Annotated in this window: 17 protein-coding genes; 5 read left to right on the top strand and 12 right to left on the bottom strand. The window is 71.3% G+C overall.

Annotated features, from left to right (window positions below; genetic code table 11):
• Positions 1 to 24 precede the first annotated feature (24 nt).
• The 8 genes from ACRYCC_RS13020 to ACRYCC_RS13055 form a co-directional block, all read right to left on the bottom strand.
• Complete coding sequence (locus ACRYCC_RS13020; RefSeq protein ID WP_433811632.1) at positions 25 to 1605, bottom strand: flavin monoamine oxidase family protein; 1581 nt, start codon at positions 1603 to 1605, stop codon at positions 25 to 27.
• 24 nt (positions 1606 to 1629) lie between these two features.
• Positions 1630 to 1884: a hypothetical protein gene (locus ACRYCC_RS13025; protein ID WP_433811634.1), complete on the bottom strand. Its 255-nt coding sequence runs from the start codon at positions 1882 to 1884 to the stop codon at positions 1630 to 1632.
• Between the two features lie 98 nt (positions 1885 to 1982).
• The gene (locus tag ACRYCC_RS13030) at positions 1983 to 4265 is read right to left on the bottom strand and encodes an acetoacetate decarboxylase family protein (RefSeq protein WP_433811636.1); all 2283 of its coding nucleotides are present in this window, start codon (positions 4263 to 4265) and stop codon (positions 1983 to 1985) included.
• Positions 4266 to 4335: 70 nt separating this feature from the next.
• On the bottom strand, positions 4336 to 4527 hold the full coding sequence (locus ACRYCC_RS13035) for a hypothetical protein (RefSeq protein WP_433811638.1): 192 nt from the start codon (positions 4525 to 4527) through the stop codon (positions 4336 to 4338).
• Positions 4528 to 4767: 240 nt separating this feature from the next.
• Positions 4768 to 5382 carry an FMN reductase gene (locus ACRYCC_RS13040; RefSeq protein ID WP_433811640.1) on the bottom strand — a complete coding sequence of 205 codons (615 nt, stop codon included), beginning with the start codon at positions 5380 to 5382 and terminating at the stop codon, positions 4768 to 4770.
• Complete coding sequence (locus ACRYCC_RS13045) at positions 5379 to 6518, bottom strand: LLM class flavin-dependent oxidoreductase (protein WP_433811642.1); 1140 nt, start codon at positions 6516 to 6518, stop codon at positions 5379 to 5381. The genes ACRYCC_RS13040 and ACRYCC_RS13045 overlap by 4 nt, the downstream gene beginning before the upstream one ends.
• A gap of 120 nt (positions 6519 to 6638) precedes the next feature.
• Positions 6639 to 7433: a polysaccharide deacetylase family protein gene (locus ACRYCC_RS13050; RefSeq protein WP_433811643.1), complete on the bottom strand. Its 795-nt coding sequence runs from the start codon at positions 7431 to 7433 to the stop codon at positions 6639 to 6641.
• Between the two features lie 34 nt (positions 7434 to 7467).
• Positions 7468 to 8286: an N-acetylmuramoyl-L-alanine amidase gene (locus ACRYCC_RS13055; protein WP_433811644.1), complete on the bottom strand. Its 819-nt coding sequence runs from the start codon at positions 8284 to 8286 to the stop codon at positions 7468 to 7470.
• 263 nt (positions 8287 to 8549) lie between these two features.
• On the opposite strand from ACRYCC_RS13055, the gene ACRYCC_RS13060 reads away from it, so the two are divergent.
• Positions 8550 to 9251 carry a TetR/AcrR family transcriptional regulator gene (locus tag ACRYCC_RS13060; RefSeq protein ID WP_433811646.1) on the top strand — a complete coding sequence of 234 codons (702 nt, stop codon included), beginning with the start codon at positions 8550 to 8552 and terminating at the stop codon, positions 9249 to 9251.
• Here the strand turns inward: ACRYCC_RS13060 and ACRYCC_RS13065 are convergent.
• A complete protein-coding gene (locus tag ACRYCC_RS13065) occupies positions 9237 to 9887 on the bottom strand; it encodes a TetR/AcrR family transcriptional regulator (RefSeq protein WP_433811647.1) in 651 nt (216 codons plus the stop codon). The two genes, ACRYCC_RS13060 and ACRYCC_RS13065, sit on opposite strands and share 15 nt — an antisense overlap.
• A gap of 422 nt (positions 9888 to 10309) precedes the next feature.
• On the bottom strand, positions 10310 to 11485 hold the full coding sequence (locus ACRYCC_RS13070; RefSeq protein WP_433811648.1) for a hypothetical protein: 1176 nt from the start codon (positions 11483 to 11485) through the stop codon (positions 10310 to 10312).
• A 258-nt stretch (positions 11486 to 11743) separates the two neighbouring features.
• Between ACRYCC_RS13070 and ACRYCC_RS13075 the strand changes: the two genes are divergently transcribed.
• Together ACRYCC_RS13075 and ACRYCC_RS13080 are read left to right on the top strand one after the other, a co-directional pair.
• Positions 11744 to 12757, top strand: a complete 1014-nt coding sequence (locus ACRYCC_RS13075; protein ID WP_433811650.1) for a hypothetical protein — start codon at positions 11744 to 11746, stop codon at positions 12755 to 12757.
• A gap of 39 nt (positions 12758 to 12796) precedes the next feature.
• The gene (locus ACRYCC_RS13080) at positions 12797 to 13312 is read left to right on the top strand and encodes a hypothetical protein (protein ID WP_433811652.1); all 516 of its coding nucleotides are present in this window, start codon (positions 12797 to 12799) and stop codon (positions 13310 to 13312) included.
• Positions 13313 to 13470: 158 nt separating this feature from the next.
• On the opposite strand, the gene ACRYCC_RS13085 is transcribed toward ACRYCC_RS13080, so the two are convergent.
• A complete protein-coding gene (locus ACRYCC_RS13085; RefSeq protein ID WP_433811654.1) occupies positions 13471 to 14970 on the bottom strand; it encodes a hypothetical protein in 1500 nt (499 codons plus the stop codon).
• A 54-nt stretch (positions 14971 to 15024) separates the two neighbouring features.
• The gene (locus ACRYCC_RS13090; protein ID WP_433811656.1) at positions 15025 to 16635 is read right to left on the bottom strand and encodes a CpaE/TadZ family protein; all 1611 of its coding nucleotides are present in this window, start codon (positions 16633 to 16635) and stop codon (positions 15025 to 15027) included.
• A gap of 156 nt (positions 16636 to 16791) precedes the next feature.
• Here ACRYCC_RS13090 and ACRYCC_RS13095 point away from each other — a divergent pair, with 156 nt between their 5' ends.
• The gene (locus ACRYCC_RS13095; protein ID WP_433811658.1) at positions 16792 to 19317 is read left to right on the top strand and encodes an ATP-binding protein; all 2526 of its coding nucleotides are present in this window, start codon (positions 16792 to 16794) and stop codon (positions 19315 to 19317) included.
• A gap of 86 nt (positions 19318 to 19403) precedes the next feature.
• Positions 19404 to 23300 (top strand): hypothetical protein, encoded by a 3897-nt coding sequence (locus tag ACRYCC_RS13100; protein WP_433811660.1) that lies wholly within the window; start codon positions 19404 to 19406, stop codon positions 23298 to 23300.
• Positions 23301 to 23560 lie beyond the last annotated feature (260 nt).

Raw genomic sequence — 23560 nt, forward strand, 5'->3', positions numbered from 1 at the left:
TTCTGACATCGGTGACCTCGCGGGTCAGTGAGTGTGAGTGCCGGACTCGCCGGGCGAGGCGCCGGGTCGATCGCTGCCGACGCGGGGCACGGGAACATGCGGGTCGGATGTAGGTGCCGGAGCCGGTGCCCGGTGGACGGCGTGGGCGGCGCGGAGCCCGGATTCGAGTGCCCCCTCTATCCAGGCGTGCCAGAGGGAGCAGTGCTCGCCGGCGAAGTGGACGCGCCCCTCGGGCTCGAGGATGTGCGCGTGCAGGGCGGTCTGCTGATGCGGCTCGAAGAGCGCGAAGGCTCCCGCCGCGAAGGGATCGTCGTACCAGGCGTGGCTGGCGCCGAACTCGAACACCTCACGGATCTGGGGATGAATCTTGGCGACGTCCTCGAGGGCCTGCTCGATGCGGCGCTCGGGGCTCATCGCTCCCCAGCGCAGCGCGTCCTGACCCCAGGTGTAGCTGGCCAGCAGCACGGCCCGCCGCTCGTCCGGATCGGAGTAGGAGGGATAGCAGATCCGCCGGATCGGCAGATCGGTGACCGTGGTGCCGCCGACGATCCCGTCGGTCCGCTCCCAGAAGCGCTCGCGCACCTGAAAAAGGATCTTGGTCGAGGCGTTGTAGTTGAGCTCCCGGATCGCCCGTTGCTTGGGCCGGGAGAAGGCGGGGATCACCTCGATGTCGCGCAGCACCGAGAACGGGATGGTGCAGATCGCGTAGTCGGCCCTCAGCCGGGTGCGCCCGGCGGCGGTGCGTACGTGCAGCACGACCTCTTCGTCGTTCTGCTCGATGGCGTGCACCTCGTGGCCGAGCCGTACCCGGTCCGAGATCTCCTGGTAGAAGGCCCGGGGGAGCTGGTCCGCACCGCCGACGATCTCCTGCATGTCCTCGAACGCCCGCCCGATGATCTCCCGGAACTGCTCGATCACGGCGGCGTTGAGGTTGGACTCCCGGAAGCTCATGATCCCGTAGAGCTCGATGGCGCCCGGTGAGAACCCGCGCTCCTGCAGGAAGCTCCGGATGGAGTAGCGGTCGTACTCCGCGCAGAGCCGGTCGAGGGCGAACTCGCCCTCCTGCCGGTAGAGCTCCCGGATCTCCTCGGTGGCGGTGCCCCACAGATCGTTGTAGGTCCGTCCGCGCTCGTGAGCGGCCAGGTCGAAGTCGAGCCGGTCCGGGTGCGCGTTGAGCTCCCGCATGGTCAGCCGGCGCCCCTGGATGTAGACCAGGGAGTCGGGATTGTCCATGGTGAACGGCCGTAGCCGCAGCCCGAACCTGCGGCAGTACGCCAGCGTGAGGTCGTGCACCCGGGGAATGCGCATCGCTCCCGCCTCGGCGTACAGGCCGGGGGCGAAGCTCCGCAGGGTGTGGACGCGGCCGCCGACCCGGCTCTGCGCCTCCAGCAGGATCGGGTCATGGCCCTGCCGGGCGAGCTCGTAGGCGGCGACCAGCCCGGCCATCCCCGCGCCGATGATCAGGACGCGTTTGGGGGAGGCGGTCCGCTCGGTGGACTCTTCCACGGCGGCGACCAGGTCCGGGTCGACCCTGGTGCCCGCGCCGGGGGTCAGGGCGCCCGCGGCGGTCATTTCGGAGGGAGTGGCCGATGGCAGGTTGTGCACGATGACGGTCCTCTCGTCGTCGGGTCAGGGAGCGGGAGGCAGGGCGACGGCGCGGCCGTGCTCCTCGAGCCGGGCGGCGGCCGTGGCCAGGTCCGCGGAGGCGGCGAGGCAGCGGGTGACGTGGCCGTGCAGCACGTCCTCGAGCCAGGCGGGTGCGGCGGCGGTCTCCGCCAGGCCGCGGGCGATGTCGCCCAGCCGCGCGGCGCATGCGGCGAGCGAGCCGGAATCGGTGTGCAGGGTCGTGGCGTGGGCGGCGATGGCCGAGGGGTCGGCGGGCATGGACCTCTCCGGTTCGGTGTCGCTGGGGCGGGGTGGTCGGCTCGGTGCGGGTGGTTTGGAGGCGGTACGGGGGCGGCGGGAGCCGGCTGGTGGTCCGGTCAGTGGAGGAGAACGGGCACTCCGGCGCCCCAGCGGGCCTGGTACGCGGGGGCGGACAGCACGGCGAACGGGCGGGCACCGTCGAGGCGGAGGTCACGCAGGCGCCGCGCCATGGGATGGCCGGACGCGCCCACAGTGAGCCGGGCCCGCGCGGCGAGATGGGCGCGTACGGCGCCCCGGGTGTGCACGAGTGTGCGCAGCGTCTCGGTGCCGAGCCGGGAGTAGCGGACCTGGTCCAGCAGCGGGCCGGGCAGGCCGAGCCCGAGGGGCCCCGCGAGGGTCATGATCGGTGACCCCTGGCCGGGGTCGTGGACGGTCACCGACAGCTCCTCGCGCCCGAGGTCCACCTCGACCGGGGTGAGGAACGTGGGGTGCCCCCAGATCTCCCGCCCAGCGGCGTGCGCCTTCGCCGAGGTGACGGGCAGGTCGATGACACAGGACCCGGAGCGGCGCAGGTCGGCCCTGGCCAAGAGCTCCGTCCAGGCTCTGATCGCCTGCCGGTGCCAGGGGTCGTGCACGAAGACGTGCACGCCGACCTCGTTGTACGGGCCGAGGCCGGTGCGGAGGTGGCGGGAGCCGGCCACCGCGACCAGCGCGCGGTCACCGATACGCAGCGCCCGCCCGGCGAACGCTCCGGTGAGGCAGCGCTCGGCGGCGGCCGCGTCGGCGGTGAACAGCGCGACCACGGCGCTGCCCTGGTGGCACAGGACCGGCAGCTCGACCGGCCCCTCGGTGGTGGTCACGGGGTGGGCGGGGACGGTGAGGAACGGGAAGCCGTCCGGCGGTGCCGCCCGGTCGAGGAGCCGGTAGGCCTGGGACCGGGTCGTGCCGCCGTGGTAGGCCGTCAGCCGGCCGTCGATGTACTCCCGGGCCTCGGGCAGGTCGTTCTCGAGGTTGGCCAGGTAGTGCTCGATGGCGTGACAGCCGGGGAACTCGTGGGTCGCGTCGGTGTAGTCGACCACGCACCAGCCGGGACGCGGATCGGCGCGGGTGCCCGCACCCTGGCCGTCCAGCGACGGGACGAGATCGTGCTGATTGGTGATCGAGGCGACCCAGGTGCCCGGGTCGGCCGGTGACTTGAAGTCGATCGGGGATCCGACGGCGACGACGTGGGTCACCGTGTAGCGCCGGCAGAACTCGGTGTTCTGTGCCACGTTCATGACCGCCGCGCCGCCCGCGCTGTGGCCGATCAGGGCGATCTCCGCGCCTTCGGGGATGCCGAAGTGCTCGACCGCCCGCATGATCGCGCCGGTGTAGGGGGAGTCGTCGAGCAGCGTGCTGCGGAAGGCCCCCACGAGGTCCTGCGGGGAGTCGGTGCGGGGGCGGCCGGCCCGCATCCCGGGTGCCTGCACGACGTACCTGGTCTCGCCGTCGGGTCCGTACACGCTCTGGATCAGCATCCGCCCGGTGGTGCCGATCACGCGGATGTTGTGGAGGAAGGCGACCAGCGAGCCCTCGGTCCGGATCTCGGCGGCCTCGCGCAGGGGCAGCTCGATCGGCCGGGCCGCGCCCGGCCCGGTGTCCAGCATGGCGACGACGGTGTTCGGCAGGCCGGTGACCGGATCGGCGCCCGGCTGGGCCCTGCCGGTCGCGATGGCCCAGGCCGCCGCGTCGTTGAGGGGGTTCTCGTCGAGGAGGGCCTTCATCGAGGTGATCTCGGCGAACATCGGCGCGATGTCGCTGAGCGCCTTCGCCGCGCCACGTTGCCCGAACAGGGCGCGCACCGCGCGTACGGTCTCGATGTCCCGGTCGGCGCCGACCGCCTCGATCAGCCGGCGCAGCAGCGGATCCCTGGCCAGCTCCGGGTGGGCGAGCGTCAGGCCCGCGATGCGCAGCCGCAGCGACGTCACCAGGACGAGCACGGCGAGGCTCTCTTTTCCCATCATCTCGCCGAGCCTGGCCGCGGGGGTGCCCAGCCGCCCGCCGGCCGGCGCGAAGCCCAGACCCGACGGGTTGGTCAGGGCCCGGAGCAGGCTGCGCTGGGCGGGCAGGCCGGTGCGCGGTGCCCGCAACGTGGCCGCGGCCACCGCGCCGTCGGTGAGGGCGGCGGTGGTGCGCACGGAGATCTCACGGAGCTCGTCGGCGACCTCGGCGAGCTCGGTCGCGGCCCGCCGCAGCGCCCGCAGGGCCGCACCGTAGGGTGCTTCGTTCGGTGAGGTGAACCGTACGCCGGCGGCGGAGTCGTCGGGTAAGGGCCGTTCGGAGCGATCCCGGGGTTGGTGCCCGGGATGGGCGTTGTCGGTGCCGGCCGGGTCAGGGACGGCGGCATCGTCGGCGCGCATGACGGTCTCCTGGGTACGCGGGGCTGAGGGGTCGGGCCGGCACGGCGGGCCGGCCTGATACGCGCTGCGGTCAGCGGGTGCGGCGGCGCCGCCGCACCACCAGCAGCCCCAGCAGGGCGGTCACGGCGCCGATGGCCCACATCGCGGTGGTGCGGGGCGCGAACCGGCCGCGGGAGGGGGGCGGCGGGGCGAGCGAGAGCGGAGACGCCACCTGCTCGGCGCTCGCGTCCGGTGACTCGTCAGGTGACCTACGAGGACTCATCGGGCTCCTTCTGCGGACGATCACTGGCTGTCGCTCGCGCCTGTCACCGGGAAGAGGCGACGTGCCGGGGCCCGCTCGTCGAAACGCCCGAGCGGGATGGCGTGCTCGTCGGCGGATCAGTGGGGCTGACCTGCGCGGGAGCGAGCTCCGCTCTAGGTATATCACTTATAGTAAGTAAATGACTACAATAAGCGATCTCCGGAAAGCTGGATTAATGTGCCGCCCGGGTAAGGAGCGGGGTCAGCCGCGGGCCAGCAGTTCCTCGAAGGGGGTCGGTTCGTCGAAGGGGTCGGGCCGGGCGGCCGGGGCGAGGGCGCCGATCAGGGCGGCGAGTTCACCGGCCGCCCGGTCGATGCGTTCGATCAGCGCGTGCCCGTCGTCGCTGCCGGCTCCCCAGTCCGCGGAGGCGGCGTACACCGCCGTGGGCACGACGACCGAGCGCAGGTAGGCGAACATCGGGCGCATGGCGTGCTCCAGCGCCAGCGAGTGACGGGCCGTACCGCCGGTGGCCGCGATCAGCACGGGCTTGCCGGCCAGCGAGCCCTCATCGAGGACGTCGAAGAACGACTTGAACAGCCCGCTGTAGGAGGCGTTGAAGATCGGGCTGACCGCGATCAGCCCGTCCGCGCCGGTCACGCTCTCGACGGCGTGCCGCAGGTTCCCGGCGGGAAAGCCGGTGAGCAGGTTGTTGGCCAGGTCGTGAGCGTGATCCCGCAACTCGACCACCTCGACCTCGACGTCGAGTCCCCGCTCGCTCAGCGTTCTGGTCGTGGCCGTCGCGAGCCGGTCGGCCAGCAGCCGGGTCGACGAGGGCTCGCTGAGCCCCGCCGACACCACGGCGAGCCTGCGCGTCATGGGGTCACCTCGCTGTCCTTGGCGTTGTCGTCCCGAGTGCCGTCCCGGGCGTCGTCCCGGGTGGCCGTGGCCGCCCGGAGGAGGCTCGCGTGCGTCGGCGCGTCCGGGACGTGCGCGGGCCGCAGCGCGTCGAGTTCCTTGCGCAGGACCGGCACGACCTCCTCGCCCAGCAGGTCGAGCTGCTCCAGCACGGTCTTGAGGGGAAGGCCGGCGTGGTCCATGAGGAAGAGCTGCCGCTGGTAGTCGCCGAAGTGCTCGCGGAAGGTCAGGGTCTTGTCGATCACTTCCTGCGGGCTGCCCACGGTGAGCGGGGTCTGCTCGGTGAACTCCTCCAGCGACGGGCCGTGCCCGTACACGGGGGCGTTGTCGAAGTACGGCCGGAACTCGGCCACGGCGTCCTGTGAGTTGCGGCGCATGAACACCTGGCCGCCCAGGCCCACGATCGCCTGGTCGGCGCGGCCGTGGCCGTAGTGCTCGAAGCGCTTGCGATACAGGCCGATGAGGCGCATGAAGTGCTCCTTCGGCCAGAAGATGTGGTTGGCGAAGAACCCGTCGCCGTAGTAGGCGGCCTGCTCGGCGATCTCCGGGCTGCGGATGGAGCCGTGCCAGACGAACGGCGGCACCCCGTCGAGCGGCCGCGGCGTCGAGGTGAAGCCCTGGAGCGGGGTACGGAACTTGCCCTCCCAGTCCACGATGTCCTCGCGCCACAGCCGGTGCAGCAGGTTGTAGTTCTCCAGGGCGAGCGGGATGCCCTGCCGGATGTCCTGGCCGAACCAGGGGTACACCGGGCCGGTGTTGCCGCGGCCCATCATCAGGTCGACCCGGCCGCCGGCCAGGTGCTGCAGCATCGCGAAGTCCTCGGCGATCTTCACCGGGTCGTTGGTGGTGATCAGCGTCGTGGCGGTCGACAGGATGATCCGCTCGGTACGGGCGGCGATGAAGCCCAGCATCGTGGTCGGCGACGACGGCACGAAGGGCGGGTTGTGGTGCTCGCCGGTGGCGAAGACGTCCAGGCCCACCTCCTCCGCCTTGCGGGCGATCGTGACCATCGAGGTGATGCGCTCCGCCTCGGACGGTGTACGGCCGGTCGTCGGGTCGGTGGTGACGTCACCGACAGTGAAGATCCCGAACTGCATGGCGACCCTTCCCGAAGTAGTTTAACTTTCAACTGCACGTTGTGAACCGCCAGCGTAGTGGATGTATTCCTGGCATCGCACTCGCGGCGGTGTGCCCCGGGCCCGGCGGGGCGGCCGGGCTCAGAGCGAGACGAAGGCCATCCCGCGCTGCTTGAGGCGGGGGATGACGGTGCGCAGCGCCTTGATGGTCTCGGAGCGGTCGCCGCCGCCGTCGTGGCAGAGCAGGATGTCGCCCGGGGCGCAGCGCAGCATGGCCTTGGTGATGTGCGTGGTGCCCGGCCGCGCCCAGTCGCGGGGGTCGATGTCCCAGTCGATGCAGATCATGTCCTGGCCGTGCGCGGTGTGCACGATGGACGGTGACCAGGAGCCTCCCGGTGCCCGGAAGAACCTGGGCGTGATCCCGGTCGCGTCGGCGATGCGCACGCGCGCCTCGGTCACCTCGGACACCAGGCGCCGGTGGGGCAGCGCGTTGAACGGGATCGGGTGGTTCATCGTGTGATTGCACAGCTGGTGCCCGGCGGTGGCGATGCGCTCGGCGAGCTTGGGGAACCGCTTCACCTCCAGGCCGATCAGTGAGAACGTCGCGTGCACCTGATGCTCGGCCAGCAGGTCGAGCATCCTGGGCGTCCACTCGGGGTGCGGCCCGTCGTCGATGGTCAGTGAGATGGCGTTGGCGGGCGCGGCCGGGAGGAGGTCGTGCAGGGTGCGGACGGGCTGGTGGCTCGCCGTGAGCGGGGTCCGGGTCCAGCCCGGGGGCTGGACCGGCGGGCGGACGAGCGCGCGCCGCCGGCCGGCCGGAGCGGCGGCGAACTCCCGGGCCGTGCGATGCGCGCCGTCGCCCGCGGTCACCGCGGCCAGGCCCGCCGCGCCCAGCGCCCACAGTGCCCGGCGGCGGGTCGGCTCGCTCTGCTCCATGCCCCTCACGTTATCCAGCCGGCGCCCTCCGGGTTCAGGAAAAGTACGCCTCGAACCCGGCGGCCAGGGATTCGGCGATCCGCTGGCGGAACCGCGGATCGGTGAGCTTCGCGGCGTCACCCGGATTGCGCATGTTGCCGCATTCGATGAACACCTTGGGCGCCGTGGAGAGGTTGAGGCCGCCCAGGTCGCTCCGCCGGTCGAGGGCCTTCTTGCCGATGTAGCTGGAGTACGCGGTGCCGGTGCCCTCGTGGAAGGCGTCGCGCAGCGCCAGGGCCAGCCGGTCCGAGGCGGGCACGATCTTGGCGTTGTGGCCGGGGATGGCGCTGGGCTGGATGATGTGGAAGCCGTGCCCGCTGGCGGGAGCGCCGTCCGCGTGGATGGAGAGCGCCGCGTCGGCATGCGCGCGGTTGCCGGCCGCCGCCCGCTCGGTGATGCAGGGGCCGACCCCGGTGTCGTTGGGCCGGGTGAGGAGCACCGTGGCGCCCCGTGCCTTCAGGAGTTTCTCCAGGCGCTTGGCGACGTCCCAGGTGAAGGCGTGCTCGGGGTAGCCCGCCTTGGTGTCGGCCCCGGCGGTGTCGCACTCCTTGTGGCCGTTGATGATGTCGACCTGCTTGCGGATCTCGGCCGGATGGCTTCCGTTGCCGCCGTTGTGGCCTGGGTCGAGCACGATGGTCCGGCCCGCCAGGGATCCGTCCCCCGAGCTCTGCGGGGTGCTCTGGCCGGTGGGCGTGCCGTCGGCGCGGGGTGGCGCGGCCGCCGGTGTCCTGGGGGTGGCACCGCCTCCGCATCCGGCGAGGATTCCCAGCGTCAGGGCCAGGATGACCCCGCCGATGGCCGGCTGATGTCGCACGCGGGCAACCTCCGTTGTCGATGGTCCTACCGTAGCCACCCCTCGGTGATGACCGGAGCCTATGCAAGGGGCGCCGGATATATCGGTCTCCGGGTGACCGATGGTGCCTTGGTGCCTGGTGGGAGACATGACGGCCCGGATCCTGCATGCTGATCCTGGTGGGCGGGGGCCGGAAGTGTGACATGAACCGTAATCGTCGCGCCTCGTTGCCGCCTGCGTACGGGAGGTATCGTGCTTCTGACGGTGAGTAGGTAGGGTCTTCGATGCCAAGGCAGTCTTCCCCGGAGCCGGCGGAGCTCGTCCTGCCCGGGTCCCGGTCGGCACTCGACCCAGGGCGGGCCATCAAGCCGGGCCGCCACGGGCTGCCGCCGGAGAAGGTCGCGCAGATCCAGCGGGACCGGCTCATCGACGGGTTCGTCCTCGTGGTCGCGGAGCACGGCTACTCCGCGGTGACGATCAGCAAGGTCACCGAGGCCGCCGGCGTCACCAAGAAGGCCTTCTACGATCACTTCGCGAGCCTGGACGACTGCTTTCTCGCCGCCTACGAGTACGGCACCGGCATGGTGCTGGCGCTGATGACCCGTTCCTACCGGGCCGCGCCGTCCTGGCCCGAGGGGATCCGGGCGGCCCTGCGGGTCATGCTCAAGGTGCTGGCGGCCGAGGAGCCCTTCACCCGCGCCTCGGTGGTGGAGATCAACGCCGCCGGTCCGCGGGTGCGCAGCGCGCGGAGCCGCTACCTCGAAGGCTTCCGGGCCTTCTTCGCCGATCCCGGCGACGGGCTTCCGTCCGTCCCCGCCGTCGTCGTGGACGCGGTGGTGGGCGGTGTCTACGGAGCGATCTATGTCCGGGTCGAGGCCGGCGAGACCAGCGAGCTGCCGGCGCTGCTCCCCTCACTGACGTACTTCGCGCTGCTGCCGCTGCTGGGCAGGCACGAGGCGGCGCGCATCTCCTCAGTGCCCGAGTAGCTCCTCGGCCGCCTCGTCCCTGCTGACGAAGGGCAGCAGTGCGAAGAAGCTCATCGCGGGCAGCAGTTCGGGAAGTTCGGCGGTACGGTCCGACTCGACGTAGCTGTAGATGGTGGTGTAGATCCCGCCGATGAGGGCGTCGCGCACCGTGCCCGGTATGGGGGGCATATCGGGTCCGCTGAAGAAGCCGCGGAAGTTCGCCATCGTCGAGAGACGGGCCCGGCGGACCCGCGGCCCGGCGGAGCCGGTCTCGATGACGGCGATCCGGGCGAACGCGGGTTCGGCGGCCATCGCCTCGAACAGCACCCGCAGACCGGCCCGCAGGGCGTCACGCCAGCCGGGCTGCGCCAGCCGGGCCGCGTGCATCCGGGCGAGCAGTATTCCGGCGCCGTGGTCGTAGGCGGCGAGGAAGCAGTCTTCGAGATCGCCGAAATGGGCGTAGAAGGCCTGCTCGGGGACTCCGGCCGCCTCGGTGACCTGGGCGATGGTGGTCCGCGAGTAGCCGTGCTCGGCGGCGACCCGGGCGAACGCGCCGATCAGCCGCCGGCGCCGGCCGGCCGCCCCCGCGCCGGGCGGGTGACCGTCACCGGGCCGATGGAGCTCTTCCGGCTGCTCCGGGGGAGGTGCTGCCGACATTTCGGCCCTCGGTTTCGCGTGGCTGGTCCGGACGATTCCCCATGGTGTTCTCCCTCCGCACAGACGAGTACGTCAGAAGCCGCCCGCGTACACCGAGGGACAACTGTAGGGCGTTCCGGGGGCCGATCAATGGCTTGCCTGGCGACTCTTGTCCCCGGCCGCACGGGGAGTCATCCGCGCGGTCGGAGACAGGGAGGTCGTCGCGGTGCGGGCCGTACCGGAGGGCCGCCGCCCGCCGGATGCTGACCGGATCCGGCCGCGGTGGAACGGCGTCCTCGCGCGGCCGCCGTCGATCCGGAGGCCGGACCGCGGCCGGATCCGTCGCGGGCCGCGGCCGGTGCGCGGAACGCGGGCCACGGTGGGCGTGGCCGGGCACCGTCGGCCCGCCGGTCACCAGGTGCCGGCGGGCCGGGGCCGGTCCGTCAGGCGACGGGCTGGCGAGGCGCCGGTGGCATCGAACGGACCTCGGCCTGGTCGGGCTTGGCGGCCAGGCCGGGGAAGCCCTCCGTCGCGGCGCGCAGGGCCGTCACGGACTCACCGCCGAGGTCGGACAGCATGATGTCGTAGGCGATGTCCCGCGCGGTCTCCGCGCCCAGGACGGAGTGGACCACCGCGGCGATGGTCTCGCCGAGCACCCGCTCGTAGGCGCGCAGCCGTACCTCCGGCGGGCCGACGGTCGCGGCCACCTCGGGATTCCACTCCAGCGGCTCGCTCTCCTTGAGGTGGAACTTCAGGCTCCCGGTGATCGGGTCGATGTGATCCAGGTCGATCTCCGCGCTGAGGTGGCCGCGGGCCGCGGGAGTTCCGTCGGCGGTGAACAGCATCACCGGCACGCGGAAGGTCACCCGCTCGGCGGGCTTGCGGGAACGGACGGCGCCGCCGACCGAGAGCACCGGGACGTCGACCTGGTCCAGCCCGGACAGCATCTTGAAGGTCGCGAGGCCGAGGAGGTTGTTGAGCGCCAGCGCGGTCGCCCGGGTCACCGTCTCCATCTCACCGGGCTTGCGGGTGAGGTAGCCGCTGAAACCGTAGGCGAGGACGCGGTCCCTGATCGGCGACCGCAGGAACACGCGGAGCCGGATACCGGTGATCGGCAGTTCGAACTGCACGTCCTCCTGGTCGGTCGCGGACCGCTGGTAACCGGTCTCCGTGGCGGCCAGTGTGCCGGTGAGCTGCAGCCGGCCCTCGTTCCCCGAGCGCGTCAGTGACAGCACGTACAGCTCGTCGTTCAGCTCGGCGATGACATCGTCGCCCAGGACGGAGGAGAGGGCGCGCGCCGTCTCGTTCAGGGCGTGCAGGGTCTTGCGGGGCATGCGCGGACGGAGCAGGTTCTTCGAGGTGACCTTGCCGGCCTCGGTGGACTCGACGTTCTCGATCTCCTTCTCGGCCTGCTTGCTGGTGTAGTTGCGCAGGCTGAAGGCGACGACCTCGTTGTCGGTACGTACTCCGCAGGTCGCTTTCAGTGACTTCTTCGCGCTGAGCGCATAGGGAAGATTCAGCTTGACGCACTTCGTGGCGTCCACGAAAACCGGGATCTCGTCATCGAAGCGCTGCCGGACGTAGAATTCTTCCTTGGTCTGACTAGTGCGAGTCACCATGCACCTTTTCCGTATCCTGCCGGGGGCCGGTCGAATGGCCCCCGGTAACGTCAGACGCCTGGCAAGGTCCGACCAGGCGTCGCACCGGCGGGTCAACGCCGATGTTCCCTACTCCTGGATCGTCTGGGACGGGAGCGGATCGGCAACCTGCTCGGCGCAGGAGGCGCGTGCGTGACGACCCTCAACCGGCACTGTCGTGAGCATATGAGTACGCCGGTGTGAGATAAACGATCCGGTGAGACAGCGCGGAGGAGACCGATGCACCAGATAACCGACTATGTGCTCGCCATCCGGGCCGCCGGCGCGCCGCCGGCGCCCGAGGGCGTCACGACGGTCGACCTCATCCCCGGCGAGGGCGACGACGTCATATCCTCGACGATCAGTGGACTGCGGGCGAGCGGCCTGAAGGCCGCCGACTTCCGGTCGCGCGTCATCTACCTGGCCCCCGAAGGCCCGACCGCCATCGTGCCGTACGCGGCGCTGTGCGGATTCGCGGGCCGCCGGATCGACGCGTACGCCGACGGCACGGTCCTGGAGTTCTCCCGGCTGGACCAGCACGGCGGGGTGTTCAAGGACGCGGGCAGACCCCCGGAGCACCTGATGTGGGCGCAGGTCGGCGGCCCGGAGGCGGAGGGGATTCCGACCGTGCACATCGGCTCGGGACCCGAGGAGGGACTGGTCGCCCCGGAGGCCGCCTCGATCATCCGGTACGCGGCGCGGCTGCGCATGGTCCCCCCGGCCTCGTCGCGGGACGCCCTGGCGGCCTTCGTCCTCATCGCGGCGGTACGACGGCGGACCGAGGACCGGTTCCCGTTCCTGTCCACCGGGACCGAACCCGTCCCGGTCAGCAAGGACGACAAGCGCCAGGGGGTCGACCTGGAGCTCCTGCGGCGGGAGGCGGGACAGTACCGGCAGGAACTGCGGGCGGAACGCGCCGGGGCCGAGATCGTTACGCCGGTCCCCGTCTCGCCGCGCGACCAGCGGATCTCCACCGCCAACGCGTCCGACATCAAGGAGGTGCTGCGGCGGCTGGGCTCCTCCAGCGACGAACGCGGGCTGTGGCACTGCCCCCGCCCGTGGAACCACACCAACGGCGACCAGAATCCGTCGATGCGGGTGTCCGGCGACAACCGGACCAGGTGCCCGCGCTGTGACGCCGAGAAGGTCGGTTCCACCCGGCTCGTCGTGGACGTGCTCGGCCTGACTCCGGACGAGGCCGTGAGTTTCATCCTGGACTCGACGAGGGTAGTGGACACCCGGCACGTGGGCTGAGCCGGCACCCCGGAGCGACGTCGTGGACAAGGAGCACCGATGCCCGACCAGCGCCCGCCCGGACCTCCGGACCGGTTGGGGATGGTGCTCCTCGCCGTCGACGGCGACGCGGCCGGGCTGATCCACCGCAGTGTGCTGGACCGGGTGGCCGACCTCGACGCCCGGCTGGGATGCGTCGGCGCGCTCACGCTCCGCAAGCTGCCCACGGTGTTCGAGGGCGGAAGCCTGCGCAGGCTGCGGCGCGACCTCGAGCAGATCATCGCTTTCGCGGACGCCGCGCGCAGCTCCGGGTGGGCGCTGGACGAGCTGACGGCCGCTCCGGGCGACGATCCGGTGCCGGTGCTGGACGATCCGCGCGGCAGGATCTGGGCGCATCCGGTGCGCGGGTTCGAGCTGCACGGCAAGAGCGGCGTGCAGCGGGTCACCGAGCTGCCGCAGATGCCCGGGGCGACGGCCCGCCGGGTGCCGCTGACCGATCTGATCGTCCCGCTGGTGGAGGCCGCCGCCCGCGCCAGGGTGCTGGCAGTGTACGAGCACCCGGTGGACGGGCCGTGAGGCCCGCACGGGCGGCGATCAGATCATGAAAAGCACGGCGGCGCAGCGCCCGCCTGCTGTTCGCGTGCTGCGATGACCGCCCGCGCGCCCACCTCGGGTAGCGCGGGAGCCGGCGCGAAGGGCCCCCGCGGCGGGGAGCCCTCGCGCGGACGCTCAGGTCACGCGGCCGGATCGGGCTTGAGCGCCGTCACCTTCCCCGGCGCGCAGGTCCGGCCGGTGACGGTCAGCCGCACCGTCGCCTGGAACGAGGACTCGGGGTTGGCGATGATGGCGCCGACCTGTCCCGCCGCCGCCATCTCCTCCGCGAGGAGGCCGGGGCGGACCCCCACCACGTAGTCGGCGTCCAGCGGGCTCGCCGCGGCGACGCAGCCGGCGGGCAGCACACCGTAGGGGCCTTCGAAGATCCGGCTGCCCGCGGGGATGAGCGAGGCGAACGCCCGCGCGATGCCCGGTGCCGCCGCGCCCGTGATGACGACGGACCCCGTCCGCTCCAGTGCCCGCTCGACCTCGGACAGCAGCTTCGCGGAGACGACCCCGCCGGCCAGCAGGGCGCTCGTGTCGGGCCGGCTGCCGTACCTGCGGCTCACCACGATGGAGCCGCCGATCTCGGTGACGGTGGCACCCGCGTCGGCCTGTCCCCTCGTGATCGTCTCCAGGGTCCGCCGGGCGGTGGCGAGGTCGAGGAAGCCGGGGACCTGCTGCACGCCGTGCGTGCCGACGACGGTCACCTGCACGCCGCGGACGTGCACCTCGCCGACGTTCTCGTCGCGCCACAGCCGGCCGAGCAGGTGCCAGCCGGTGAGCACGTCGTAGACCATGTCGGCGAGCGCGCCGTCCCCGCCGGCGTACTGGGTGAGCATGCCGCGCCAGGCCTCCTGCTGCCGCAGTTCGGTCTCGCCGTCCGCCAGTTCGACGACGACCCGCGGGCGGAGCGCCTCGGCGATCCGCTCCGCGGTCACCCAGGCGAGCTCGGCCTCGGGCGTTGTACGGGACCCGGCCGGCCGCGCGGCGTCCTTCGGCGACGCGGGGGCGGCGGTCTGGGAGGTCTCGGCGGGGGCCGGGGTGCGTGGCCGGGCCGGCCGGGCGGCGTCCTTCGTCGCGTCCGTGACGGGGGCCGCCGGAGCGGCCGGGGAGTTCTGGGCCGGGGCCGGGGTACGCGGTTTGGCCGGGCCCTTGGCCTTGTCGGGCGCCGCCGTGCTCTTGGCGGCCGGTGCGATGACCTTGCCGGACGAGGACGCGGCCTTTCCCGCCGGCGCGGTGGTCTTGGCGGGCGGTGCCGCCACGGGTGCGGCGGGTGCGGGCACGGCCGGGGCGGGGGCGGAGGCGCGCGACTCGGCCGGTGCGGGTGCGGTCGCGGCGGTGGCGGTGGCGGCGGTGGCCTTGTCGAACCACGTCGCGGCGGGATCGTCCGCGGGGGCGGTCTGGGGCGGGGCGGGCTGTGCGCTCTCCGCTGCGGCCTGGTCCGTTCCGGCGGGCGGCTTCCAGGTGGAGAACATGGAGCCCCATTGCTGCTGCGCCTCCGCCGCCTCCTGCTCGGGCTGCCCGGCGGGGGGCGAGGCCGGCTGCTGGGCCGCGGTGTCCTTGGAGCTCGCGGAGTTCTCTTGGCCGACGCCGAGGTTCGCCCAGAAGTCAGCTCCGGGCCGAGTCTCAGTTGCCATGGAGATTCATGTCCTTTCGTGAGAGGTCTGGTGGGGAGCCGGATTCGGCGACGATCAGGCGGGCTTCAGGCCGAGCAGCTTCTTCCACTTGCGCCAGCCGGGTGCCGGGCCCGCGCCCAGCGCGGCCGTGAACACCGGTTCGTTGGTGATCACCTGGAGGATGTTGCGGAAGGTCGACTCGAGCGCCGGGTTGGCCTCCATGGCGAGGAGCTGGTGGTTGTTCACCGCCTGCATCCATTCCTCGTTCTCCGGGATCATGCCGATGAACCGCCAGCCCGGCATCAGGTCCATGACCTCCTCCGGGCTGCAGTCGACGTCCATGCGCGCCCGGTTGAGGATCAGCGACAGCTTCGCGGGATCGACTCCGCCACCCCGGGCGTGCTGGGGCAACGTGATCGCCTGCAACCAGGAGCGGGCCGCCGCCAGCGTCACCCGGTTGGGCTCGACCGGGACCAGGATGGCGTCCGCCTCGGGCAGGATCAGGTCCGTGAACGTCGTGTGGTACAGCTCGGCGACCGGCGTGTCGATGAACACGTAGTCGAAGGTGTCCCGCAGCACCTTGAGGATCCGCTGGTACAACAGCGAATTGATCAACGCCGGATCCGCCGTGATCGCGTCCGGCGGCCCGAGCAGCGCGTACAGGTTGATCGACGGGATGTGCGCGAGGTGGTTGCGCACGGTTCCCGGGGTCAGTGCTCCGGGGGTCTGGAACAGGTCCAGGATCGTCGGCGACTCCAGATCGAGGTAACGGGCGACGTCGGCCTGCTGGAAGTTGGTGTCCACCAGCACCACGGACCCCGGCCGGCCGGCCGCCTGCAGGATCCTGGCCGCGTAGACCGACAGGTTCACGGTCGTGCTGGTCTTGCCGACTCCGCCCTTCGCGGAGGCGACCGCGATGACCCGGCCGCGCCTGCGCTCGACGGCGGTGGCCGCCGCGGCCCAGGGATTGACGGGCACCGGCTGCGGCCCCGGCCAGCCGTTCGACGTCGGAACCGGCACCGGAAAGGGCGGCGCCACCGGAGCCGGAAGCGGAGCGGAGACCGGAGCCGGGAGCGGCGCGGACACCGGAGCCGGGAGCGGCGCGGACACCGGCGCGGGGAGGGGCGCCGATACCGGTGCGGGCGCCGACCCGTTCACCGGCCCGTGCGCCGACCCGTTCATCGGTGCGGGCGCTGTTCCGTTCATCGGCCCAGGCACCGGACCAGGCACCGGCCCGTTCATCGGCCCGTTCACCGGCCCGGGCGCCGGGGGCACCGGACCGGGCGCCGGGGGCGCCGGGGGCGCCGCTTCGGCCGCCGGCCGGGGAGCCGGGTCGGCGGCGCCGAGCGTCGCCAGCAGGTCCGACAGCACCAGTTTCCGGCCGGTGACCTTCACCTGGTCGTTGAAGACGTCGCCACGTGCGGCGTACGAACTGTGGACCAGCACGGTGAATCCGTTGCCGGCCAGTCCGTTGGCCAGTTCGGCGACCCCGGCACCGGGGATGTCCTCGGTGAAGCCCGGGGCGAACATGAACGCCGCAGGGGGCGTGACCTGGCCGCTCTTGGACAGGTCACGAAGTTCCGTTGCGGATGCCGCGTCGAACACCGCCTGAAACCGGCCGGTTTCCTGCAGTTTCCGGGCGACGACCGGATCCCCGGCCACAACGAGGTTCGGGGCTGTAGTCATCACAGTGTCCTAAGTGCTCTGCTTGTCGGCCGACCCGAGGAGTGGGCGGTCTTTGAAACCGACCGTACGGACAACAGCGGCTGCGGCCAGGATCGGAGTGCGGACTGTCTCCAGCGCAGGCAAAAAAAGATGAGGCAGTCTGGGGAGAGAACGCACATGGGCAACTTGAGAGCCACGTTCGGGCGACTCACGGGGACCAGCCGCGCCGGCCGGTCCGAGGCCGACACGGCCACCATGTGGACAACTCCGTACGCGTGGCGGACCGCCGACGGGATCTACGTCGGGCACAACGGCGAAGTGTGGATGTACCGCACCGTACGGCTGTCGCCCATGAAGTGGGAGGACCCGGAACAGCAACTCGCGCTGGCCGCGCCGCTCTCGAGGCTCATCGGTGATCTGGGCGGGACGTCGAGGCAGCCCATCGGAGGTCTGGCGACGCTGTCCAACAACCGGTCCATCCATCTGGTGTCGATCACCTGGGAGGACCTGGTCACGCCGCCGAAGGACAACTCCGAGGCGCTGCGCTCCTACCAGGCCGGTGCCTTCGGGTTCCTGGCGCCCAAGCGCGTGCTGTTCGTCGGCGTCCAGCTCAGGTCCTCCCTGCGGACCAAGGCGACCAAGAAGAGCGATGGCGCGGGAAGCATGTCCATGCTCAAGGCGATGACGGAACTGGTGAAGGAGTCCATCACCGAGGACGTCCCGGACCTGGTGCCGTACGAGAAGGACATCGAGCTGATCACGTCGATCTTCGACCGGAGCAACGCGGAGCTGCCGACCCGGATGGAGATGGACCAGCTGGAGTCCTGGTACAACCTCGGGCGCGGTTCGGACGCGGTGATCGAGGAACGGCCGACGCGCCTGGTCGTGAGCGGTATCGGGGAGCTGGAGATGGCCGCCGTCATGCGGTTCGACCAGCCGATGATGCCGTCGCCCTACGCCCAGTGGGCGCTGGACGCGATCAGCCACCCCGGTGACGCGCCGCACGTCATCTCGATCCGCGCCGAATTGGAGCCGCCCAACCTGACGCGGGCCCGGGCCCGCCGGGCGCAGCGCCGGATCATGAGCAACATGGAGGAGGAGCGCAAGACCCAGGACCTGGAGAAGGTCGAGCTCTCGCAGACCTTCAAGCAGGCCAAGGAGGTCGAGGACTACCTCGCCAACTCCAACCAGCCCATCCTGGCCAACTGCAGCTTCATCATGGGTCGCGAGGTGACCGAGGCGACCGAGACCTACCTGGAGTTCCTCGGCCAGAACTACGGCATCCAGATGAAGGCGCTGGAGCACCGGCAGATCCAGGCGCTGGAGGAGACCCTGCCCTGCTCCTCGGTGCGGGTGAACCCGTTCCTGCAGGACGTCAACGTGCCGATGGTCTCGCACGCGGGGCTGCAGTCGTTCTCCAACCTGGGCGATGACACCGGGGTCTTCGGCGGGCTCATCGACCCGGACGGCTCCCCGTTCTTCATCGATCCGCTGGGCGCTCCCCGCCGGAACCTGCCGCCGGTCTTCGGGATCTTCGGTGACCCCGGCAGCGGAAAGACGTTCTTCGCGCAGTCCCTCGCCGTCCAGGCCGCGCTGCAGGGCCTCCCGGTCATCTTCGTCAACCCCAAGGGCGGCGACTCGCTGTACGGGATGGTCGACTACGCGCAGAGCCTGGGGGTGCCCGCGGGCCGGGTGTCCATGTCCGCGCTGGAGGAGTCGCCGGGGGCCTTCGACCCGTTCCGGTACGCCCCGCCGCTGATCGCGGCGGAGATCGCCAACGTGCACATCCTGTCGGCCCTGGACGACTCCCGGGACGGACTCACCCTGCCCGAACGGCTCGCCCTGGGCTCCGGGCTCAAGCGGGGCGCGATGAACGGCGCGCTGTGCGTCTGGGACGCCCTGCAGTACGTGCCGGGAACCGAGGCGGATCGCCTCCGTGACCTGGTGCAGCAGCAGATGGAGGCGTCCAGCATGTTCTCGCTGGGCGTCGCGGTGCAGCCGCTGCCCCGGCTGGACGTGACCCAGCGCCTCACCCTGGTCGACTTCGACCGGGAGCTGGGCCTGCCCGACGGCAAGACCCCGAGCGAGTACTCGGTGTCGGAACGGATCGCGCTGGCGGCCGTGCGCCTGGTGATCCGGGCCTCGCTGGAGATCCTGATCGCCAACCGGTCCGGCCTGCTGCTGGTGGACGAGGCGTGGACGTTCCTGTCCCAGGCGGAGGGGCTGGCCTCGCTGCAGCGCATCTCCCGTGAGGGCCGGTCCCTGAACGTCCTGCCGGTGTTCCTCACCCAGCGGATCGCCGACGTGGTGACCAAGGACCTGGAGTCCTACCTCAGCCGCGTCCTGGTGCTGAAGCTGAACGAGAAGAAGGAGGCCGAGACGGCACTGCGGCTGTGCGGCCTGCAGGCGACGCCCAGCCGGCTCGCCGAACTGCGCGAGTTCGGGCCGCTGCCGCCGGAGCGGGGCAAGCCGGCCAGGTGGGCCCGTGGCATCTTCCGCGACCTGAACGGCAGGCACGCCCAGGTGGTCCTGGGGCCGACGCCTCCGGACGCCGCGGCCGCGTACAGCACCAACCCGCAGGACCGCCAGAAGCGCGAACAGACGAGGCTGGCCAGGGAACAGGCCGAACGCGAGGCGCACAACGCCGCGGTGCTCGCAGCGGCCGGAGCGGACGACATGTCGGGCTCATGGCAGCTCGACTGAGCCGGGCCGGGTGCCGTCCGGGCCCCGCCCCGGACGGTCCTGGAACAGCCACGTCCCGCCCGTCGCGTACCAGGGGGTCACACTCGATGCGCACCCGAACAGCCGTGCCGCGCCGTCGTCTCCAGCTGCTGGTGTGGGTGCTGGTCGCCGGCGTGTTCTCCGGCTTCGCCGTGCTCGCCGATCAGGCCGGTGGGTCCGGGGGCGGCGGCCCGGCGGCCGGATCCGTGGTCTCCATGGCGAGCGAGCGGCCCACCGCCGCACCGGCCGCCACCACGCCGGTCACCACCGCACCGTCGGTCACCACGCCGGGCTCCGCGGCGGCCGGCGCGGGGGGCTCCGCGGGGGGCCGGGTGCTCGCCGCGGACGTCTCGGGCTGGGGCCGTCCGCTCAACACGGTGTGCTCCACGCAGAAGGAGAACACCGACTTCCTGCCCATGCACCGGTGGACGTCCTTCGACCTGGCCGTGGTCGACAATGCCAGGATCATCAAGACGCGGTTGTTCATGACGATGATCGCCAGCCTGATGTTCATGGCGGCCGCGCTGATCTGGCGGCTCATCGGCATGGTCATGGGCTTCAGCTACTCCTACGACATGGTCTGCTCCGCCGCGGATCCGATCAACACGGCGGCCGGGATGATCGCGGAGTACGCCGCGTGGTTCATGATCCCGGCATGGTTGATCGTGCTCGTGGCGGCCGCGAAGCGGGCCACCGACAAGTACAGCACCGGCGTGAACAAGGGCCCCTGGGGAGCCATCCGCCTGATCGTGGTGTTCCTGGTGGCGACCGGCGCGATCTTCTTCCTGGCGGACCAGTCCAACAAGCACCAGCAGGATCCGTTGTCCCCGTACACCGGGCCGTGGATGGCCGCGAAGGTGCAGAGCTACTTCGGCGAGGCGTCCGCTTCGCTGCTCAGGCTGGGTGATCTGTCGAAGGTCCAGTCCAGCGACCGGGGAAGCGCCTTCTACGACACCGACCCGGCGACGGCCGGCAACGTGACCTGCGCCAAACTCGACGCCGCGCTGTACACGCGGTACATCAGCGACAACGGGCACACGGACCTCGGTACCGGTGGTTCCGCCGTGATGGCACAGTTGAGCAAGATCTGGGAGGTCTCCCTGGTCCGCTCCTGGACCGCGGCGCAGTTCGGGGAGGGCACGACGGCCTACCCCTCGCCCGCGCACGCCGCCTGCCGGATGCTCGAGGCGCACGCGGACGTCAGCAACGACAAGAAGTACGAGGCCTACGACCTGTCGACCGGTAACGCGGTCGGCACCACGAACAAGAACACCTGGCGCGGGTTCTTCATCGCCCCACCGGACGGAGAACAGACCGTCATGGTCGCGTGGGGGGCGTGCAAGGGAGACGACAACGGCCGCGGCAGCTCGCACACGATCCCGCAGTGGGACGCCGCCACGGGGATGCCCAACAAGGCGAAGTCCTGCGGCAGGCTCTACAGCGGCGACAACCCGAACGGCGTGAAGGGATTCCTGAAGCAGCTCTTCACCGGTGCCGGCGATCTGGACGCCTTCTACTTCAACGGAGGCGACGAGCTGAGCGACAAGCTCGGCGACTGTGTGACGACCAAGGTGGAGTGCAGGTACGACTGGGACTTCGTCGACGGCTGGCTGGGCGCCAACAAGGCCGAGCGGCTGACCCAGGGCATGATGTCGCTGATCGTGGCGATCGTCTTCCTGCTCGCGCTCGGCCCGATGGCGATCGGCCTCATGGTCATCAGCGACGCCCTCGCCATCCTGGTCGTCCTACTCGCGATCACCCTGCTCCTGCTCGCCCTGGGCAAGGACTCGGGCAAGCGGCTCATCAAGCTCACCGGGGCGGCCGCGGCCGGGAAGTTCATCTTCGGCGTGGCCCTGACCTTCCTGATGATGTTCATCCAGATCAGCTACGCGGCGATCAACGCCGCCCTCGGTGATGATCCACCGAGCTTCACCGAACAGATGCTGCAGGGCGCGACGCCATTGGTCGCCCTGTTCATCTTCAAGAAGCTCAGTAAGGCCGTCGGCCTGGGGAACATCTCCAGCCTGTCCGGAGCCCTCGGGTTCGCCGGGGCCGCCGCGCTGAAGGCCACCGGTGACCGGGAGACCTCCGCCGCCGCCGAGCGCGGCTGGTCCGGTGCGACCGGTTTCCTGACCGCCGGCACCAGGCGGCTCAACGGGCTGACCGAGCAGTCGCTGGAGAACCGCATGCTCGGGTCCCAGTCGCTGGTCGGCCGCGGGGTGAGACGCCTCGCCCGGCCGATCACCGCCAAGGTGGGCGACACCTACGAGTCCGGCCGCGCGGGCCTGCTCAGGGCGTCGCACGCCCTGCAACGCGCGGCGGTGTCGGGATCACCGGCGAAACGCGCGGCCGCCTACGGCGCGGTGACGGCGGGTCTGGCCGCGGGCACGCTGGTGGCGCCCGCCGCGGGCATCGCCACGGTGCCGCTGATGGCGGGTACCGGTCTCGCCGCGATGGGCAGCGGTGCCCAGGCGGGGTGGCGCAGGATCCGCCCGCGCCCCGGGATCGGCGACGGACCGACCGGCCTCGGCGGCTACGACCCCGACTCCGCGGCGGGCATCGCGCTGACCAAGAACGACCGGACGGCGGCCCGGCACGCCGACATCTGGCACCGCCGGATCAGCAAGGTCCCGCTGGCCGACCGCAAGGAGCTGGAGGGCGCGCGCACGAACCAGACGCTCGACCTGCAACGGGCCCGCCAGTGGGGTGCCGGCTACGAGAACGGGCTCAACGCGGAGTTCGCCGGGTTCGCCAACACCGACGAGATGATGCGGGCGCGAGGTGACCTGGCCGAGGCCATGGGCGTGCCGGAGGACCAGCTCCTGGTCGGCAGCCACGGGCTGGCCATCCCGACCCCCGCCTTCGTCGACCACCGTGGCCAGCGGGTGTTCCCGCCGGGCATCAGCATCGAACAGGCCTCGCACCCGATCCACTACCTCGACCGGTACACCCTCCGGCGGCAGAAGATCGACGGTGTCGAGGAGAACGACGACCAGTACATCGTGCGCATCACGACCCAGCTCCGGGAGCGCGGTTACGTGACCGACAACGGCGAGTTCGTCGACGTCTTCGCGGCGCACGGGTACGACTCGCGCGATCCGAAGACGCGCGAGCGGATCGCGGCCTTCATCTCCGGTAGCAAGGACGAGGAACTGTCGAAGATCGTCGTTACCGCCCGCCGCTCGGAGGACGTGGCCGTGGCCGCGGCCCGCGAGTGGGCGGAGGCACAGGGACCGAAGCTGCAGGTGTTCCAGGAGCGCAACGCCCAGTCGGTGAACGTGCTGATGGAGACCGCCCAGCGGGAGATCGGCGACTTCGGCACGATCAAGGTGGAGCGGCTGGACGGCAGCGAGACGACCGCCGGCCAGATCCACGTCGAGCTCGACCGGAAGTTCCAGGACATGGAGAGCGTCGTCCAGCAGGTAAGGGACCTCTACGAGCATGGGGGCTCCATCACGCCGGACCTCCAGATCGAACTCCGGTCCGGCGCGCAGGACATCGACGGGCTGAGCACGGCACTGCGCGACGCCATCGACGTCTCCTCGGCGGCCCGCAGCGTCACCCAGCTGCGCGTCGAGATGGTCGATCCCACCGTGAGCCTGGACTCCACCCAGGTGACGGCGGCGGCGAAGAAGCTCAACGAGGAGGTGCAGCGGCAGCAGGACGCCCTGCACAAGCTGATCGACAAGCAGATCGGCGGTCTCTCCCGGGTGCCGGCCGACCAAGCGCAGGCCGACGAGGTGTACAAGGCGCTGAACGACCTGCGGAAGCTGGTGAGCGACCAGATCGACGCCGAGCGGAAGAACAACGAGGACGTCCTCCGGGAGCTGAGCGAGGCGCAGACGCTGTTCGAGAACCGGCAGGCGATCGCCGATCCGCGCAGGGTCCGGACACGGATGCGCAGCGTCCACGACATCCTGGCCGACCAGCACCGGGCCGAGTCCGACCGGGTGTCCACCCCGTAGCGGCGGCCGAGCGGGTCCGGTGGCGGTGTCCGGCCGGCCCGTCGCCGGAGAGCGCCGGGCTCTGGGCGTCACCGCTGAGAGTCCTCGTGCGGGCTTGAGGGCGCGGGGCCGGCCCGCCCGATGTGCCGTCGAGCTCGCTGGACGGTCCGCGCCGCGTACTCGGGAGACCGCCCGCGTACCGGGGGAACCGCCCGGGTGCGTGGGGAACCACCCGCGCACCCGGGAGACCACCGTGTACTCGGCAGACGGGCCGGCAGACC

The sequence above is a fragment of the Actinomadura scrupuli genome, assembly GCF_050971785.1.
In the GTDB taxonomy this organism is placed as follows: Bacteria; Actinomycetota; Actinomycetes; order Streptosporangiales; family Streptosporangiaceae; genus Actinomadura_E; species Actinomadura_E scrupuli.